Origin of the sequence: Collinsella aerofaciens ATCC 25986, assembly GCF_964259375.1 — a bacterium.
GTDB classification, from domain to species: Bacteria; Actinomycetota; Coriobacteriia; order Coriobacteriales; family Coriobacteriaceae; genus Collinsella; species Collinsella aerofaciens_BO.
This window is the reverse complement of record NZ_CAXVJM010000003.1, coordinates 1-16,757: the sequence shown is the minus strand read 5'-3', so window position 1 is coordinate 16,757 and position 16,757 is coordinate 1. Positions and strand designations below refer to the sequence as shown.

General features: G+C 61.5%; 12 protein-coding genes. 7 read left to right on the top strand and 5 right to left on the bottom strand.

Features of this window, described 5'->3' with window-relative positions; translation table 11 throughout:
• The first annotated feature begins 113 nt into the window (after positions 1-113).
• Positions 114-1,256 carry a GGDEF domain-containing protein gene (locus ACEXKH_RS01820; RefSeq protein ID WP_373572857.1) on the top strand — a complete coding sequence of 381 codons (1,143 nt, stop codon included), beginning with the start codon at positions 114-116 and terminating at the stop codon, positions 1,254-1,256.
• A 102-nt stretch (positions 1,257-1,358) separates the two neighbouring features.
• On the opposite strand, the gene ACEXKH_RS01815 is transcribed toward ACEXKH_RS01820, so the two are convergent.
• Both ACEXKH_RS01815 and ACEXKH_RS01810 read right to left on the bottom strand, forming a co-directional pair.
• Entirely contained in the window at positions 1,359-2,294 is a 936-nt protein-coding gene (locus ACEXKH_RS01815) for a DMT family transporter (protein WP_373572856.1), read from the bottom strand.
• Positions 2,295-2,393: 99 nt separating this feature from the next.
• Positions 2,394-6,140 carry a phosphoribosylformylglycinamidine synthase gene (locus tag ACEXKH_RS01810; protein ID WP_373572855.1) on the bottom strand — a complete coding sequence of 1,249 codons (3,747 nt, stop codon included), beginning with the start codon at positions 6,138-6,140 and terminating at the stop codon, positions 2,394-2,396.
• 184 nt (positions 6,141-6,324) lie between these two features.
• Between ACEXKH_RS01810 and ACEXKH_RS01805 the strand changes: the two genes are divergently transcribed.
• Positions 6,325-7,887: a cation:proton antiporter domain-containing protein gene (locus ACEXKH_RS01805; protein WP_373572854.1), complete on the top strand. Its 1,563-nt coding sequence runs from the start codon at positions 6,325-6,327 to the stop codon at positions 7,885-7,887.
• 284 nt (positions 7,888-8,171) lie between these two features.
• Here the strand turns inward: ACEXKH_RS01805 and ACEXKH_RS01800 are convergent, their stop codons facing one another.
• On the bottom strand, positions 8,172-8,921 hold the full coding sequence (locus ACEXKH_RS01800; protein ID WP_373572853.1) for an SDR family NAD(P)-dependent oxidoreductase: 750 nt from the start codon (positions 8,919-8,921) through the stop codon (positions 8,172-8,174).
• A 214-nt stretch (positions 8,922-9,135) separates the two neighbouring features.
• Entirely contained in the window at positions 9,136-10,479 is a 1,344-nt protein-coding gene (locus tag ACEXKH_RS01795; RefSeq protein ID WP_316364681.1) for a homoserine dehydrogenase, read from the bottom strand.
• Positions 10,480-10,955: 476 nt separating this feature from the next.
• Here ACEXKH_RS01795 and ACEXKH_RS01790 point away from each other — a divergent pair, with 476 nt between their 5' ends.
• From ACEXKH_RS01790 to ACEXKH_RS01770, 5 genes are all read left to right on the top strand, one after another.
• Complete coding sequence (locus ACEXKH_RS01790) at positions 10,956-12,143, top strand: ABC transporter substrate-binding protein (protein ID WP_349088828.1); 1,188 nt, start codon at positions 10,956-10,958, stop codon at positions 12,141-12,143.
• Between the two features lie 139 nt (positions 12,144-12,282).
• Positions 12,283-13,164 carry a branched-chain amino acid ABC transporter permease gene (locus tag ACEXKH_RS01785; protein WP_117582912.1) on the top strand — a complete coding sequence of 294 codons (882 nt, stop codon included), beginning with the start codon at positions 12,283-12,285 and terminating at the stop codon, positions 13,162-13,164.
• A 9-nt stretch (positions 13,165-13,173) separates the two neighbouring features.
• Positions 13,174-14,253, top strand: coding sequence for a branched-chain amino acid ABC transporter permease (locus ACEXKH_RS01780; protein ID WP_117758808.1), 1,080 nt, complete (start codon positions 13,174-13,176; stop codon positions 14,251-14,253).
• Entirely contained in the window at positions 14,243-15,103 is an 861-nt protein-coding gene (locus ACEXKH_RS01775) for an ABC transporter ATP-binding protein (RefSeq protein ID WP_055310550.1), read from the top strand. Before ACEXKH_RS01780 ends, ACEXKH_RS01775 begins: the two co-directional genes overlap by 11 nt.
• Positions 15,104-15,817, top strand: a complete 714-nt coding sequence (locus tag ACEXKH_RS01770) for an ABC transporter ATP-binding protein (protein ID WP_006234438.1) — start codon at positions 15,104-15,106, stop codon at positions 15,815-15,817.
• A gap of 279 nt (positions 15,818-16,096) precedes the next feature.
• Here the strand turns inward: ACEXKH_RS01770 and ACEXKH_RS01765 are convergent.
• On the bottom strand, positions 16,097-16,757 hold a 661-nt coding region (locus ACEXKH_RS01765), incomplete at its 5' end, for a zinc ribbon domain-containing protein (protein WP_373572852.1).

Sequence of the window (16,757 nt, the reverse complement as noted above, 5' to 3'; positions counted from 1 at the left end):
GACGTTCGGGCGCTCTGCTATTATTCCCCTTACCCCTGCGGAGTAGGGGTGTTTATTGCCCAGACACGAATCGGGCGATTCTGACCACTTGGATATTGAAGGGATGGCGTCTGGTGGTTAAGGCACTCAAGATTGAGATATTCCTGCTATGCATGATTGTTCTTATCGGGCTTGCCGCACGAAGCCGCCGCTCCTTGTTCTCGAGCACCCAGCAGCTCTTGTTTAGCATGCTCGGCTACACGTCTGCTGCCTACATTTTCTTCGATATGATCTGGACGCTCTCAGACGGCGTGAGCACTCCTGTAGGCATCACGGCCAACTGGATTTCCAACGCGGTTTCGTTTTCGCTGTTCGCCATCGCGTGCCTCATTTGGTTTTTCTATTCCGAGACGATGCAGGGCTCTCGCCTTTTGACCGCGCGCTATAGGGTGGCGCTCGTGACGTTGCCAACCGTATTGGTGGTCGTGCTGGCATTTGCCAGCTACTGGACGCACACTATGTTCTATATCGATGCGCAGGGCGTATATCGTCGCGGAGCGCTTTATATGATTCAACCTATCGTTAGCTACTGCTACATCATATATACGTCCTTGCATGCCTTTATTCAGGCTCGAAAAGTCGAAAGCCTGCAAACGAAGGCCATTTATCGCACCCTCGCCTTTTTTGTGGTTCCCGCTCTGGTGGGCGGTACCTTCCAGGTTTTGTTTTCGGTACCGGGCCTTTGTGTCGGTATAACGCTGAGCATCCTGCTGCTCTACATCATCTACCAGGAGCAGCTGATCTCGACCGACCCGTTGACTGGCCTTAACAATCGCAACCGTTTTGAGACCTATATGCTGTCGCTGTTCTCGGGTGCTGATCAGGCCGATGATGTGTATCTGCTTATGATGGACGCCGACGGCTTTAAGCTGATTAACGATCGCTATGGACATGTGGAGGGCGACCATGCTCTCCAGGTCATATCTGCTACGCTCAAAGAGGTCTGCTCGGCGTCTGGTGGTTTTATCGCACGTTATGGCGGCGATGAGTTCGTGGTGCTCCAGAAGGCTGCGGCGGAACAGGACATCATGGACCTGTGTTCGGCGATTAACGACGAGCTCGCTCGTGCCGAGGTGCCGTATGCATTGCGGATGTCCATCGGTTACGCGCGGGTCGGTGATGGCGTCGATACCTGGCAAGACTTACTTCGCGCTGCCGATGCGGAGCTCTACCGCGTCAAGGCCGAGAAAAAGAAAGCCGGCGTCCAGATACGCTAGAAAAAAGGGGCGCACGCTTGCGTGCGTGGCGGCCCTCAGCTCACCGATGTACTCCATTAAGCTAAAGTACATGAATCCCCTCTGCTAAATAAGGGCAGTTCGTTAAGCTTTTTTGGGTTTGTTGACGATGATGATGCCGCTGCAGACCAACAGCAGGGCAACGATGACGGTAATGGGGCTCGTGCCAGCGCCCTCGCCGAGCAGCAGCGCGCTCAGCAGCACACCAAAGACGGGGTTCATAAACCCAAAGACCGAGACGCGGCTGACGGGGTTGACGGCAAGCAGGCGCGACCACAGCGAGTAGGCGACCGCGGAGATAAGCGCCATGTAGATGATGAGCGCGATGGCGGGGGCAATCGCCGTAGGGGAGAGTGCACCACCCATCAAAAAGCCAATGGCGGTGAGGACCAGGCCGCCGACCAAGAACTGCCACCCGGCAAGCAAGACGCCGTCGTGCTCGCGCGAGAAGATGCCGATCAGGCAGGTCGAAAGGGCACCCGCGACGGTGGAGGCCAGGATGAAGCCCTCGCCGTCGAGCGTAAAGCCAAAGGTGCCGTCCGCGCCCGAAAGGTTGACGAGCGCGACGCCGGCAAAGCCCAGTACGCAGCCGAGCACCTTGGCCGTATTGAGCTTCTCGGTGCGAAACGCCAGAGCGGCAAAGAGGATGGCTAGGAAGTTGGCGCTGGCCTCGATGATGGAACTCGACATGGCACTGGCGCGCGAGAGTCCCAGGTAGAAAAAGAAGTACTGCCCGATAGTCTGGAAGAGCGACAGGATGCATATGGGCTTGATATCGCGTACCTGTGGGACGAGCGGTCGGCGCTGGGCTGCGCTCATGCCGATAATGACCGACATGCCGGCAAGGGTGAAGCGCAGACCGGCGAAGAGCAGCTGCGAGGCGCTGTCGTGCGCCGGGATGCCAAAGAGGCCGTAGCCGATCTTGATGCAGGGAAAGGCCGATCCCCAGAGCGCGCAGCAAACGAGACAGCCCAGGATGAGTCCGGGCAGGGTGGCGAGATACGGCTTGCGGCTTTCCATGATGTCCTTCCTACATGCGCGAAGCAAAAAAGAACCCGCCACCGGATGTGTCGGTGGCGGGTGATGTTACCCGAAGGGATTGTACCCGATGGGAAAGGTTTAGGCGAAGTAGGCTACGCCGCTCTCAAAGATCGGCATGAACTTATCGCCGGGGACATGCTCGGGCACGTTGCGGTACAGATTGTCGCCGCGACGCTCGGCATGGCCCATCTTGCCCAGGACACGGCCGTCGGGGCTCGTGATGCCCTCGATGGCGAGTGCGGAGCCGTTGGGGTTGACGGATAGGTCCATGCTGGGTTTGCCGTCCTCGCCCACGTACTGCGTGGCGACCTGGCCGTTGGCGATCAGCTGGGCGAGCACCTCGTCGTTGGCGACAAAGCGGCCCTCGCCGTGGCTGATGGCGACGGTGTAGGGGTCGTCGAGGCTGCACTGCGACAGCCACGGGGACAGGTTGGACGAGATACGGGTGCGCACCAGGCGGCTCTGATGGCGACCGATGGTGTTGAACGTCAGCGTGGGCGCATCGGGCGTGGCGTCGACGATGTCGCCGTAGGGCACCAGGCCGAGCTTGACCAGGGCCTGGAAGCCGTTGCAGATGCCCAGCATCAGACCATCGCGGGCCTTGAGCAGGTCACGGACTGCCTCGGTGACCTCGGGAGCGCGGAAGAACGCCGTGATGAACTTGGCGGAGCCGTCGGGCTCGTCGCCGCCCGAGAAGCCGCCGGGGATCATGACGATCTGGCTTGCACGGATGCGGCGGGCAAGTTCGTGGGTGCTCTCGGCGACGGCCTCGGGCGTGAGGTTGTTGATCACGAAGGTGTCGGCCTCGGCACCGGCGGCACGGAAGGCGCGGGCGCTGTCGTACTCGCAGTTGTTGCCGGGGAACACGGGGATGATCACGCGTGGGCGGGCGATCTTGGCGCCGCCGTACACGTGGATATCCTTGGCGCGGAAGTCGATGGCCTCGACCTCGGGGGTCTCGCCGGCGCTGCGGTAGGCGAAGACGCCCTCGATGCCGCTCTCCCAGGCCTCCTGGAGCTCGGCGAGCTCGATGACCTCGGAGCCGGTGTCGATGACATAGCCCTCGACGGTGGTACCCAGGGGCTCGACGACAACGCCGTCGGCGACCTTGGGCAGCTCGGCGTCCTCGGCGAGCTCGACGATAAAGCTGCCGTAGAGCGGGGTGAAGAGGCTCTCCACGTCCACGTCCTCGGCAAGCTCGATGCCGATCTGGTTGCCGACACACATCTTAAAGAGGCTCTCGGCGCCGCAGCCGTAGCCGGGCGTGGAGACGGCCAGGGCGTCGCCGTTGGCGGTGAGCGCCTCGACGGCGTCAAACGCGGCGAGCAGCTGCTGGGCGTCGGGGCGGTAGTCCTCGCCGTAGGTGGCGGGGGCGATTCGGACGACGCGGTGCGTCAGGCCCTTGAACTCAGGGGAGACGGCGCGCGCCGCGCGGCCCACGGCCACAGCGAAGCTGATCAGAGTCGGCGGAACGTTGAGCTCGCCGGCCTCGTCCTCAAACGAGCCGCTCATGGAATCCTTGCCACCGATGGCGCCGGCACCCAGGTCGACTTGGGCCATGAGGGCGCCCAGGACGGCTGCCGTGGGCTTGCCCCAGCGCTCGGCCTCGGTGCGCAGGCGCTCGAAGTACTCCTGGAAGGAGAGATAGGCGCGCTTGTGCTCAAAGCCGGCAGCCACGAGCTTGGCGATGGACTCGACCACGGACAGGTAGGCGCCAGCAAACTGGTCGGCTTCCATCAGGTAGGGGTTGAAGCCCCATGCCATGGCGCTTGCCGTGGTAGTCTCGCCGTCCACGGGGAACTTGGCGACCATGGCCGAGCTCGGGGTGAGCTGCGTCTTGCCGCCAAAAGGCATAAGCACGGTTGCGGCACCGATGGTGGAGTCGAAGCGCTCGGAAAGGCCCTTGTTGGAGGCAACGTTGAGGTCGGTGACAAGCGAGGTCATGCGCTCGGCAAGCGTGGTGCCGGCCCAGCTGGGCTGCCACACGCTGCGGGCGCACACGTGGGCGACCTGGTGCTTGGGCGCACCGTTAGAGTTGAGGAACTCGCGGGATAGGTCGACGATGGCGACACCGTTCCAGGCCATGCGCATGCGCGGCTCGGCGGTAACCTCGGCGATAACGGTCGCCTCCAGGTTCTCCTCGGCGGCGTACCCCATGAACTCCTCAACGTCACCGTCGGCGACGGCGCAGGCCATACGCTCCTGGGACTCGGAAATGGCGAGCTCGGTGCCGTCCAGGCCGTCGTACTTCTTGGTCACGGTGTCCAGGTCCACGTACAGACCGTCGGCAAGCTCACCCACGGCGACCGAGACGCCGCCGGCGCCAAAGTCGTTGCAGCGCTTGATCAGGCGGCAGGCGTCGCCGCGGCGGAAGAGGCGCTGCAGCTTGCGCTCGACCGGGGCGTTGCCCTTCTGGACCTCGGCGCCCGAGGTCTCGATGGACTCGGTGTTCTGGGTCTTGGAGGAGCCGGTGGCGCCGCCGATGCCGTCACGGCCGGTGCGGCCGCCCAGCAGGATGATCTTGTCGGTGGGGGCGGGGCACTCGCGGCGCACGTGGTTTGCCGGGGTGGCGCCCACGACGGCGCCGACCTCCATGCGCTTGGCCACGTAGCCGGGGTGATAGAGCTCGTTGACCTGGCCGGTGGCAAGGCCGATCTGGTTGCCGTAGCTGGAGTAGCCGGCGGCAGCGGTAGTTACGAGCTTGCGCTGCGGCAGCTTGCCCTCGAGCGTCTCAGACACGGGGACGGTGGGGTCGCCGGCGCCGGTGACACGCATGGCCTGGTACACGTAGCTGCGGCCCGAGAGCGGGTCGCGGATGGCGCCGCCTACGCAGGTGGCGGCACCGCCGAAGGGCTCGATCTCGGTCGGGTGGTTGTGGGTCTCGTTCTTAAACAGGAACAGCCAGTCCTGGTCCTCGCCGTCGACATCGACCTTCACCTTGACGGTGCAGGCGTTGATCTCCTCGGACTCGTCGACATCGGTCATGACGCCGGTCTTCTTAAGGTACTTGGCGCCGATGGTGCCCATGTCCATGAGGCAGACGGGCTTGGCGTCGCGACCGAGCTCGTGGCGCATCTCCATGTAGCGGTCGAAGGCCTGCTGCACCACGGCGTCGTCGATCGTCACGTCGTCCAGGACGGTGCCGAAGGTGGTGTGGCGGCAGTGATCGGACCAGTAGGTGTCGATCACGCGGATCTCGGTGATGGTGGGGTCGCGATCCTCATCGCGGAAGTACTGCTGGCAGAAGGCGATGTCCGCCTCGTCCATGGCAAGACCGCGCTCGGAGATAAAGGCGGCAAGGCCTGCCTCATCGAGCTCGCGGAAGCCGTCGAGCACTTCGACGGGCTGGGGCTCGGGAGTCTCCATGTACAGCGTCTCGGGCAGGTCGAGTGAGGCGATGCGCGCCTCGACGGGGTTTACCACGTAGTGCTTGATGGCCTCGATGGCGGCTTCGTCCAGAGCGCCCGAGATCATATAGACCTTGGCGGAGCGCACGGCGGGGCGCTCGCCCTGGCTGATGAGCTGCACGCACTCGCTGGCGGAGTCGGCGCGCTGGTCAAACTGGCCAGGCAGGAATTCGACGGCAAAGACGGCGCCATCGCTTGCGGGGAGCTCGTCGTAGGTCACATCGACCTGGGGCTCGCTAAAGACGGTCGGCACGCAGGAGCGGAAAAGCTCCTCGTCGATGCCCTCGACGTCGTAGCGGTTGATGATCCTCAGGGCCTCGATGCCCTTGATGCCGAGAATCTCGGTCAGCTCGCCCTTGAGCTGCTGAGCCTCGACGTCGAACCCGGGTTTCTTCTCCACGTAGATACGAGAGACCATTGGTTCCTGCCTTCCTGATCGGTTGGGCGTACGGTACGGTATGCGGCAGCGGTCGGTTTGCGGGGTCTGCCCTGCGGTCGCCTTGAGCCACATGTTTGTAAACCTCACTATGATACGACAGCTCGCGGCGCGTTGAGGACGGCGAGGGTGCTACAGTGAAGCGCAAACAAGAGAAAGGCATCACATGGCATTCGTTTCACTCGCCATCATCGCGCTCGTGGCCTTTGCAAGCCCCTTCATCGCCTCGGCGATTCCCGGAAAACCCATTCCCGAAACGGTCTTTTTGCTCGTGTTCGGCGCGGTGCTGGGACCCCATATGCTCGGCGTCATCCATGTAGATGCCGAGGTCTCGCTGGTGTCCGAGCTCGGTCTGGCCTTTTTGTTCCTGCTCGCCGGCTTTGAGATCGACCCCAAGAGCATCACGGGCGTCGAGGGGCGCTACGGCTTGGCGACGTGGGTCGTCACGTTTGGTATCGCCTGGCTTGCCGTGCGCTTTACTCCGTGGTTCTCGGTCAGCCATTTCGACGGTATCGCCGTGACGCTTGCCCTCACTTCGACGGCGCTCGGCACGCTCGTGCCCATCATGCGTGAGCGCTCGCTCACCGGCACGCGCGTGGGCGACTCGATTCTCGCGTATGGCACCTGGGGCGAGCTCGGTCCCGTGCTCGCCATGTCGGTGCTGCTGTCTGCCCGCACCGGCATCCAAACGCTCGTAATCCTTGGCTTGTTTGCTGTAGTCTGCGTGCTGCTGGCCGTGGTCCCAAGCCGCTCCAAGCGCGTCGGCAGCCGCTTCTTTGCGTTTGTCGAGGAGCGCGCCGATACCACGTCGCAGACCTTCGTGCGCCTGACGGTGCTCATCCTGGTCACGCTCGTGGCATTCTCCGCCGTCTTTGACCTCGATATCGTGTTGGGTTCTTTTGCCGCCGGCTTTGTCCTGCGCTATATCATCCCCGAGGGCAACCATACGCTCGAGACCAAGCTCGACGGCCTTGCCTACGGCTTTTTGATTCCGGTGTTCTTCACCGTATCGGGCGCAAAGATCGACCTGACGGCCGTGGCGTCGCGCCCCGGGCTGCTCGCGGGCTTTATCGTGGCGTTGCTGATCATTCGCGCCGTGCCTATTCTCATCTCTATGAGCATTTGTCCTGCGACGCGCGATGTGTCGGCGTATGGTCGCATTACCGTGGCCCTGTACTGCACCACGGCGCTGCCGATCATCGTTGCCGTAACGAGCGTGGCCGTCAGCGCGGGCGCGCTGTCGCAAGATATTGCGTCGGTCATGGTTGCCGCCGGTGCCATCACGGTGTTCTTGATGCCATTGCTCGCGCAGCTCTTCTACCGCGTGGTCGACGCTGCACCGGTCGCAGCCGTGGCAGAGGTTGCCGAGCATCCATCCGATGCACTTGACATCCTGCGCGCCCATCACGATTTGGCGAGCCTGCTCGCACGCGAGCACGAGCTGCTGACCTCGCATGGGCATGGTCGCGTATTCGAGGGCCTGCCTACGCTCGATACGATTGCCGAGCGTCTTTCCGCCGAGGCGGCGAGCGGCCACATCGATGCCCGCATCGTGGACGCGGCGCATCTTCTTGCCGATAAGACCTATGGTGATGAGGTTGACCCGTCCGAGCTGACTCCGCGCGAGCGCCGCCGCCTGGAGCGCGCCAAGCTCGCCGTGCACGAATACCGCCGCCGCATGCTGGAGCTCTACGCGCGCGATGAAGCCCAGGACGACGATGGCAAATAACGAGATGCTTCCCTAGGGGAAGGCGCGTCCCACTTTAAAGATCCGAAACGGGGCGCAGTTTCCGCGAGAGGCTCGTTGCGGAAAGCGCGTCCCAGAATCGGCGTTCAAAACGGGGCACACTTTCCGAAACATGGCCCTGAGGGAAGCTACGTCCCGGTCTGAGCCGGAATTCTGGGACGCGGATTCCACTTCAAACAGAAGAAGGCGCGCTGCCTGCGGTTGATGCAGACAGCGCGCCATTTGCGTTGAGCTCCGTTGAGGTTCGAAGTCGTGGCTTGCGACCTTTAGGAGCGGGCGGCTCCGTCGACGGGGAGCACGGCGCCCGTGACATAGGATGACATGTCGCTCGCTAGGAAAACGAAGGCGTTGGCGATGTCCTCGGGCTCGCCCATGCGGCCGAGCGGAATAGTGGCGATGATGGGCTTGATGACCTCTTCGGGCAGGTTAGCGACCATGTCGGTCTTAGTCACGCCAGGGGCAACGGCGTTGACGCGAATACCCATGGGGGCGAGCTCGCGCGAGAGCGACTGGACCATGCCATTGACGGCAAACTTGGACGTGGGGTAACCGACGCCGGAGGGCTGGCCGTACTTGGCGACCATCGAGCTTGTGGTAGTGATGGTGCCGCCGTGGCCGGCCTCGGTCATGATCTTGGCGGCAGCCTGGTGGCCATTAAAGACAGCGACGACGTTAAGGTCCATGACCTTTGCGAACTCCTCGGCCGTGTAGTCCAAAAGGGGCGAGCGCTGGGAGATGCCGGCGTTGTTGACGACCGTATCGAGACCGCCCATGTCGGCTGCAGCCTGGGTAAAGGCCTCGGTCACGGCCTCGAGCGAGGTGAGATCGCAGGAACGGCCCCAGACCTTGGCGTCGGGATAGACAGCTGTCAGCTTCTCAACGGCTGCATCGGCAGTCTCCTGGCGCGAGCCAAAGACGGTGACGGCGGCACCCTCCTCGATAAAACGGCAGGCGATGGCATAGCCGATACCGCGCGTGCCTCCGGTGACGATTGCTTTCTTGCCCTCGAGCAACATGGTGCCTCCATTCTTCGGGGGTGGACGTACGCAGCACAGCGTAGCGGTAGCCGGAATCGGCCGCGTTTGCATATCGGTGAACGGTAGCCCGCGTTACCGATGAGCGGCTCGCGCAAATGTGCTCTGCCGTTGTGCTTAGGGCAGGAGACAAAAGGGCTCCCGTCCCACATCGGACGGGAGCCCTCAAAGCGCGTATTGCTAGGCGATTGATGGACTAGTTGGCCATGACGCCTTCGGTCCAGGCCTCGACGTCCTCGATACGCAGGACGTTGGCGACCTCGGCCACGCAGTCGACGCTGGCAAGCTCGGCGGCGGCAGCCTGGACGTCCTTCTCGAGCGCGCGGTGCGTCAGGAAGATGACCGAGCAAGCATCGTTGACGCCCGACTTGCCGTCCTCGACCTGGTTGATGAGCGAGATCGAGATGTTGTGCTTGGCAAAGATATCGACCGTCTCGGACAGGGCGCCCACGCGGTCGGCGACCTTCAGGCGCACATAGTACTTAGTCTGGAGCTCGTCCATGGGCTTAAAGGCGAGGTTGTGACCATAGGGCTCAATCTCGGGCAGCGGAGCCACGCCGCGGCTGATCTGCTCGGAGAGCGACAGGATATCGCCTACGACGGCGCTCGCGGTGGGGAAGGAGCCTGCGCCCGCGCCGTAGAACATGGTCTCGCCCACGGCGTCACCCACCACGTAGACGGCGTTCATGGCACCGTTGACCTTGGCAAGCATGTGGTCGGCGGGAATCAGCGTGGGGTGCACGCGGACGTCGACGCCGGCGTCGGTGTTGCGGGCGATGCCGAGCAGCTTAATGGTGTAGCCGAGCTCGCGGGCCTGGGCGATGTCCTCGGCGCCGATGGTGCGAATACCCTGCTGGTACACATCGTCGGTGGTAACGCGGGTGCCAAAGCCGATGGAGGCGAGGATCGCCGTCTTGCTGGCGGCGTCGAAGCCGTCGACGTCGGCGGACGGGTCGGCCTCGGCATAGCCCTTGGCCTGCGCGTCGGCAAGGACGTCGGCGTAATCGGCGCCCTCGGCGTCCATGCGCGACAGGATGTAGTTGGTGGTACCGTTGAGAATGCCGGCGATGGTCAGAATCTTGTTGCCCACCAGGTCGTGCTCAAGCGTGCTCACGATGGGGATGCCACCGCCGCAGCTGGCCTCGCACTTAATCTGCACGCCGCACGCGCGCGCCTTCTCGGCGAGCGTCTCGACATGACGGCCCAGCAGGGCCTTGTTGGCAGAGACGACGTGCTTGCCGTTCTCGAAGGCGGTGGTGAAGATCTCGGTCGCGGGGTGCTCGCCGCCGATCAGCTCGACGACGATATCGACGGCGGGGTCGGTGACGACGTCATGCCAGTCGCTCGTAAAGGCCTCGCGCTCAATGCCTGCCGCCTCGGCCTGCTCCCAAGCAAGCGCGCAGGCGCGGGTCAGCTTAAGGTCGATGCCGTAGGCTGCCAGGTACTCATCGTGGTGGCTCTTGATCAGACGGGCCACGCCGCCGCCGACGGTTCCCAGACCGATCAGACCGACGTTCACGGTGCGCAGGGGTTCGCTCATAGATAGCTCCTTCGTGCATCTTATGGATGGACTAACCGCTTAAAGGTTGAGTGCATTCTAGCGTGAACCGAGGGCGCGTGCTCGCCAGGCAACAGGAGTCGCACAAAACGGCACCCCCGAAACGCTGCGGAAACATTGGAAACATGCTCACTACATACGACCTACAGCCTATGTGATTCAGGACGGCAAGTACATCGCCGCCTAGGTGCGCACAAAACGCGACCGGTGAGGCTGTTTTAATCAAGGCGGGGACGCTTGTAACAGAATGGAAACATTACTTTCACGTAATAAAGTGGCTAAACTGCATAAACCGACAGAAATACGCATAACTATGGATAAATGGACAAAACAAAAGAAAAGTTGAAATAATCGCCACTTTTCTCAACTAAAGCGTCTACTATTTTGCGAACGCCGAACACGGCGAAGGATGGCCTGTCGGGTAACTGAAACCCGACGAGATTTGAGAGGAGAGCCGCATGTCGAGCCTCACCGGTAAGTCATTGAACCCTGTTATGAATCGCAGGAGCGTTATCGCGAGCGCAGCAGGTCTGGGGGCGATGTCCATTCTAGCTGGCTGCTCCTCCAACGGCGGCGACAGCGGTTCCGCTTCGAGCGACGCTTCGTTTAAGATCGGCACCATCGGCCCGCTGACCGGCGCCAACGCATCCTACGGCAAGTCCGTTACCCAGGGTGTCGAGCTCGGCTGCAAGGATTTCTCGACCAAGGAGCTGCCGCTTGCCAGCAAGGCCGAGGATGACCAGGCCGATGGCGAGAAGGCCGTCAACGCCTTCAACACCCTGCTCGACTGGGGCATGCAGGCCCTCGTCGGTCCGACCACCACGGGTGCGTCGGTTGCCGTTGCCGCAGAGTGCGGTAACGACCCCAAGACGTTCATGATCACCCCGTCCGCGTCCTCCGAGGACGTCACCGACGGCAAGGATTGCGTCTTCCAGGTTTGCTTCACCGACCCCAACCAGGGCGTCAACGCTGCCAAGTTCCTGGCAGAGAAATATGCGGACGAGAAGTTCGTGCTGTTCTATAACTCCGGCGACGCTTATTCTTCGGGCATCGCAGATTCCTTTAAGGCCCAGGCCGCTGAATCCAAGCTCGAGATTGTTGACGAGGAGACCTTTAAGGACGACTCCGCCACGAGCTTTACCAACCAGCTGACCAAGGCCAAGCAGGCCGGCGCCACCATGATCTTTGCGCCGATCTACTACACGCCGGCGTCCGTCCTGCTCAAGAACGCCAAGGACATGGGCTACGACGTCAAGATGATGGGCTGCGACGGCATGGACGGCATCCTGGGCGTTGAGGGCTTCGATACCTCTCTTGCCGAGGGTCTGCTGCTCATGACCCCGTTCTCTGCCGACGACGAGAAGAACGCCGACTTCGTCAACGCTTACAAGGATAAGTACGGCGATACCCCCGACCAGTTTGCCGCCGACGCCTACGACGGCGTGCACGCGGTGGCCGAGGCCCTCAAGGAGGCCGGTCTTGGTGTCGACGCCGATCCGACCGAGGCCGCCGAGAAGCTGTCCAAGGCTATGCTCAAGATTACCGTTGACGGTCTGACCGGCAAGCTCACCTGGAACGATAAGGGCCAGGTCCAGAAGGAGCCCACGGCGTACGTCATCACCGACGGCAAGTACGTACAGGCCTAATTGGCCGCCTTACATAGAGCGGTTTTGATCCCAAGCAGGGGAGGTTTTGGCCTTCCCTGCTTGCTTGGTATCTAGGGACGATGTAACGCCCCTGTTTCATACATCAATTGGAAACCTATTCGAAAGGGGGATGTGGAACATGACGGTCTTTATCCAATACCTGGTCAACGGCCTGTCCATGGGCAGCGTCTACGCCATCATCGCGTTGGGCTACACCATGGTCTACGGTATCGCCAAGATGCTGAACTTCGCTCACGGCGACGTTATCATGGTCGGCGCCTATGTCTCGTTCTGCGCCACGTCGTATCTCGGCCTCCCGGGCTGGGCATCTGTAATTCTCTCTTGTGTGGTCTGCACGGTTCTCGGCGTTCTCATCGAGGGTCTGGCCTATAAGCCGCTGCGCCAAGCAGGCCCGCTGGCCGTTCTGATCACGGCTATCGGCGTGTCCTACTTCCTGCAGAACGCCGCGCAGCTTCTGTGGGGCGCCACGCCCAAGAACTTCACTTCGCTCGTCACCTTCCAGGTGCCGGAGTTCTTGGCCAAGTTCAACGTAAGCGCCGTCTCGCTCGTCACCATCGTCGCCTGCCTGGTTATCATGGCCGGCCTGATGTTCTTTACGGGTAAGACCAAGATGGGCAAAGCCATGCGCGCCGTGTCCGAGGACAAGGCCGCCGCTCAGCTCATGGGCATCAACGTCAACCGCACCATCTCGATGACGTTCGCCATCGGCTCTGCCCTTGCCGCCATCGCCGGCGTGCTGCTGTGCTCCTACTCGCCGGTGCTGCAGCCTACGACGGGCGCCATGCCTGGCATCAAGGCCTTCGACGCCGCCGTCTTCGGTGGCATCGGCTCCATCCCCGGCGCCTTTGTCGGTGGCATTCTCATCGGCATCATCGAGGCGATGGCGCAGGCCTACATTTCCACGAGCCTTGCCAACTCCATCGTCTTTGGTGTTTTGATCATCGTCCTGCTCGTCAAGCCTGCCGGCCTCTTGGGCAAGTACGTCCCCGAGAAGGTGTAGGTGAGCGTTATGAAGTTTCTTAAAGATAAGCAGACGCGTCACGACTTTGTCACGTACGCCATGTGTATCGTGGCCTTCGCCATCGTGTTCTTTATGCAGTCCAACCATATGATCCCGCGCATGATCGCCGGTCAGCTGGTTCCCATCACGGCCTACATCGTCATGGCCATTTCCCTCAACCTTGTCGTCGGCATCGCGGGCGACCTGTCGCTGGGCCATGCGGGCTTTATGAGTGTCGGTGCCTACACGGGCATCGTCACCGCGGTCGCCCTCGAGAGCGCCGTTCCCTCCGATCCGGTGCGCCTTATCATCAGCATCGTGGTCGGCGCTATCGCTGCCGCCATCCTGGGCTTCTTGATCGGTATCCCGGTCCTGCGCCTGAGCGGCGACTATCTGGCTATCGTGACCCTGGCTTTTGGCGAGATCATCAAAGAGATCGTCACCTGCCTCATTGTGGGCGTCGACTCCCGCGGCCTGCACGTGATCTTTAACATCACGGGCAACTCTACGATCGACGACCTGCATCTGCTCGAGGACGGCACCGCCATCATCAAGGGCGCCCAGGGCGCCTCGGGCGTGTCGACGTACTCGACCTTCCTCGCCGGTGCCATCCTGGTCATGGTCGCACTCGTGATCGTGCTCAACCTGGTTCGCAGCCGTACCGGCCGTGCCATCATGGCCGTGCGCGATAACAAGATTGCAGCCGAGTCCGTAGGCATCTCCGTCACCGAGTACCGCATGATCGCCTTCGTGGTTTCCGCTGCCCTCGCCGGTGCTGCCGGAGCTCTCTTCGGCGGTAACTTCTCGCAGCTCTCCGCCACCAAGTTCGACTTCAATACCTCCATTCTCATTCTGGTGTTCGTGGTCCTGGGCGGCCTGGGCAATATGCGCGGCTCCGTTATCGCCGCGGCGCTGCTCACGGTGCTCCCCGAGCTGCTCCGTCAGTTCTCGGACTACCGCATGCTCATCTACGCCATCGTGTTGATTCTGGTCATGATCTTTACCAACAACCCGCAGCTCAAGGCGTTCTTCGGTCGCGTCAAGGACCGCTTTGCTTCCAAGAAGGAGGTGGCAGCCGATGCCCAGTAAGTTTGAGTTCAAGAAGGGCAAGATGGTCCCGTATCCTTCTGGAGCCATCGTTCCCGACCGCGACCTGGGCGAGCGCCCTGCACTCGAGTGCATCCACCTGGGCATTGAGTTCGGTGGCCTTAAGGCAGTCGACGACTTTAGCCTGACTATCGGCAAGACTGAGATTGCCGGTCTCATCGGCCCCAACGGTGCCGGCAAGACCACGGTCTTCAACCTGCTCACCAAGGTGTATCAGCCCACGCATGGCACCATCCTGCTCGATGGCGAAGACACCTCGGGCAAGTCGGTCTATCAGGTCAACCGCATGGGCATTGCCCGTACCTTCCAGAACATTCGCCTGTTCAACACCATGACGGTGGAGGACAACGTTAAGGTCGGTCTGCATAACCAGGAGCGCTACTCCGGGTTTGAGGGCGTGCTGCGCCTGCCGACGTATTGGAAGCACGAGAAGGCTGCCCACGAGCGCGCCATGGAGCTGCTGTCCATCTTTGATATGGAGCACCTGGCAAACGAGCAGGCTGGCTCGCTGCCTTACGGCGCCCAGCGCCGTCTGGAGATCGTCCGCGCGCTTGCCACCAACCCCAAACTGCTGCTGCTCGACGAGCCTGCCGCCGGCATGAACCCGTCCGAGACCGCGGAACTCATGGAGAACATCGTTAAGATTCGCGACACCTTTGGCATTGCCATCATGCTTATCGAGCACGACATGTCGCTCGTCATGAATATTTGCGAGGGTATCTGCGTGCTCAACTTTGGTAAGGTCATCGCCAAGGGCACGGCAGAGGAAATCCAGAACAACGACGCCGTTATCGAGGCATATCTGGGCAAGCAGGATAAGGGGGAGAACTAAATGGCAGAGCCGATGCTTTCCGTCTACAACATCAACGTCTGGTACGGCGCCATCCACGCCATCAAGGACATCTCCTTTAACGTCAACGAGGGCGAGATCGTGGCTCTGATCGGTGCGAACGGTGCCGGCAAGTCCACAACGCTCAAGACCGTCTCGGGCCTGCTGCGCTCCAAGACCGGCTCCATCAAGTTTATGGGCGAGGACATTACCCATACGCCCGCCGATAAGCTGGTTGGTAAGGGCCTGGCCCAGGTGCCCGAGGGCCGTCGCGCCTTTTTGCAGATGACGGTCGAGGAGAACCTGGAGATGGGCGCCTACACGCAGCCCAAGTCCACGGTTGCTCCGGGCCTTGAGCGCGTCTACGAGCAGTTCCCGCGCCTGAAGGAGCGCCGTCGCCAGGTCGCCGGCACCCTTTCGGGCGGCGAGCAGCAGATGCTCGTTATGGGCCGCGCCCTTATGAGTAACCCCAAACTGCTCATGCTCGACGAGCCTTCCATGGGCCTGGCGCCGATTCTGATTGAGCAGATCTTCCAGATTGTCGAGGACCTGCACAAGGCCGGCACCACGGTGCTTCTGGTCGAGCAGAACGCGCAAATGGCGCTCTCGATCGCCACGCGCGGCTACGTGCTCGAGACCGGCAAGATTACCATGACCGGCACGGGCCAAGAGCTCCTGCACGACGATAACGTCCGCAAGGCTTACCTCGGAGGCTAACTAGTTACGCGGTTTTACCAAACCGCGTAACGGCTCGACGCTGCAAGCCCGCCAGGGCGGCAATCTGCCTTTCAACTTCGGCGGCATGACCAGAAGGTCAATGCCGCCTCGTTTCAAGGCACCTTGCTCGCTCTGGCGGGCTTTCGCTGTCGTTGCCAAAACATCGACGTCCCCAACGACTACTTTGTATAAACCTGACCCTCTTGCCTTAAAAAAGGCCCCGTTCTGGAGTGTTTCGGAACGGGGCCTTGGTGGTTGGGGTCTATTGGGTTTTGTTCGCTAGTCTACCTTTTGTCCGCATGTTGGGCAGAACTGGGCTTCGGGTACGAGCGGGGTTCCGCAGTGACGGCAGAAGCGGGCGGGCTCGGCCGGAGCTGCCGGTGCCGTCGGCATCGCAGGTGCTGCGGGTGCCACGGCGTTCTGCTGGGCGCGCTTTTGGCGACGACGCTGCTTGCGCTGGGGCTTAGGCGTTGCGGCTGCCATGCCGTTTGCTGTCCTCGTGCGCTTCTTGCGGATGCAAAGGATAACGATCGCGCCACCGATGATGAGGACGATCGCCACGCCACCGCCAATAACAAACGGCAGGTGAGTCTGGACAAAGTAGAGAACATCCTCAGGCAGCGAATGAGGGACGTTCGATTTGTAGATGTTCACATGAAGTGTGGTGGGGTCATTCTCGTCGAAATAAGTTGCCAATATCTTTCGATCTTCGTCCATGAACGAAAGGTCGCACCAATGAGAGTTAAACTCGCTTTTAGCTCCATTTTTTGCATCAATTAGGCACATTGAGGACTTGTTATCGTCTGAGTATTTTCCAAGCAGGATGCTGCCGTCATGCGATACATCGCTGAGATATCCATCGCCTGAGTAATCGCCTGCTTTAGCACTGCCGTTATTGCGAATCGGCACCGCTTCGGTATTTCCGCAATATTGCCCTCCA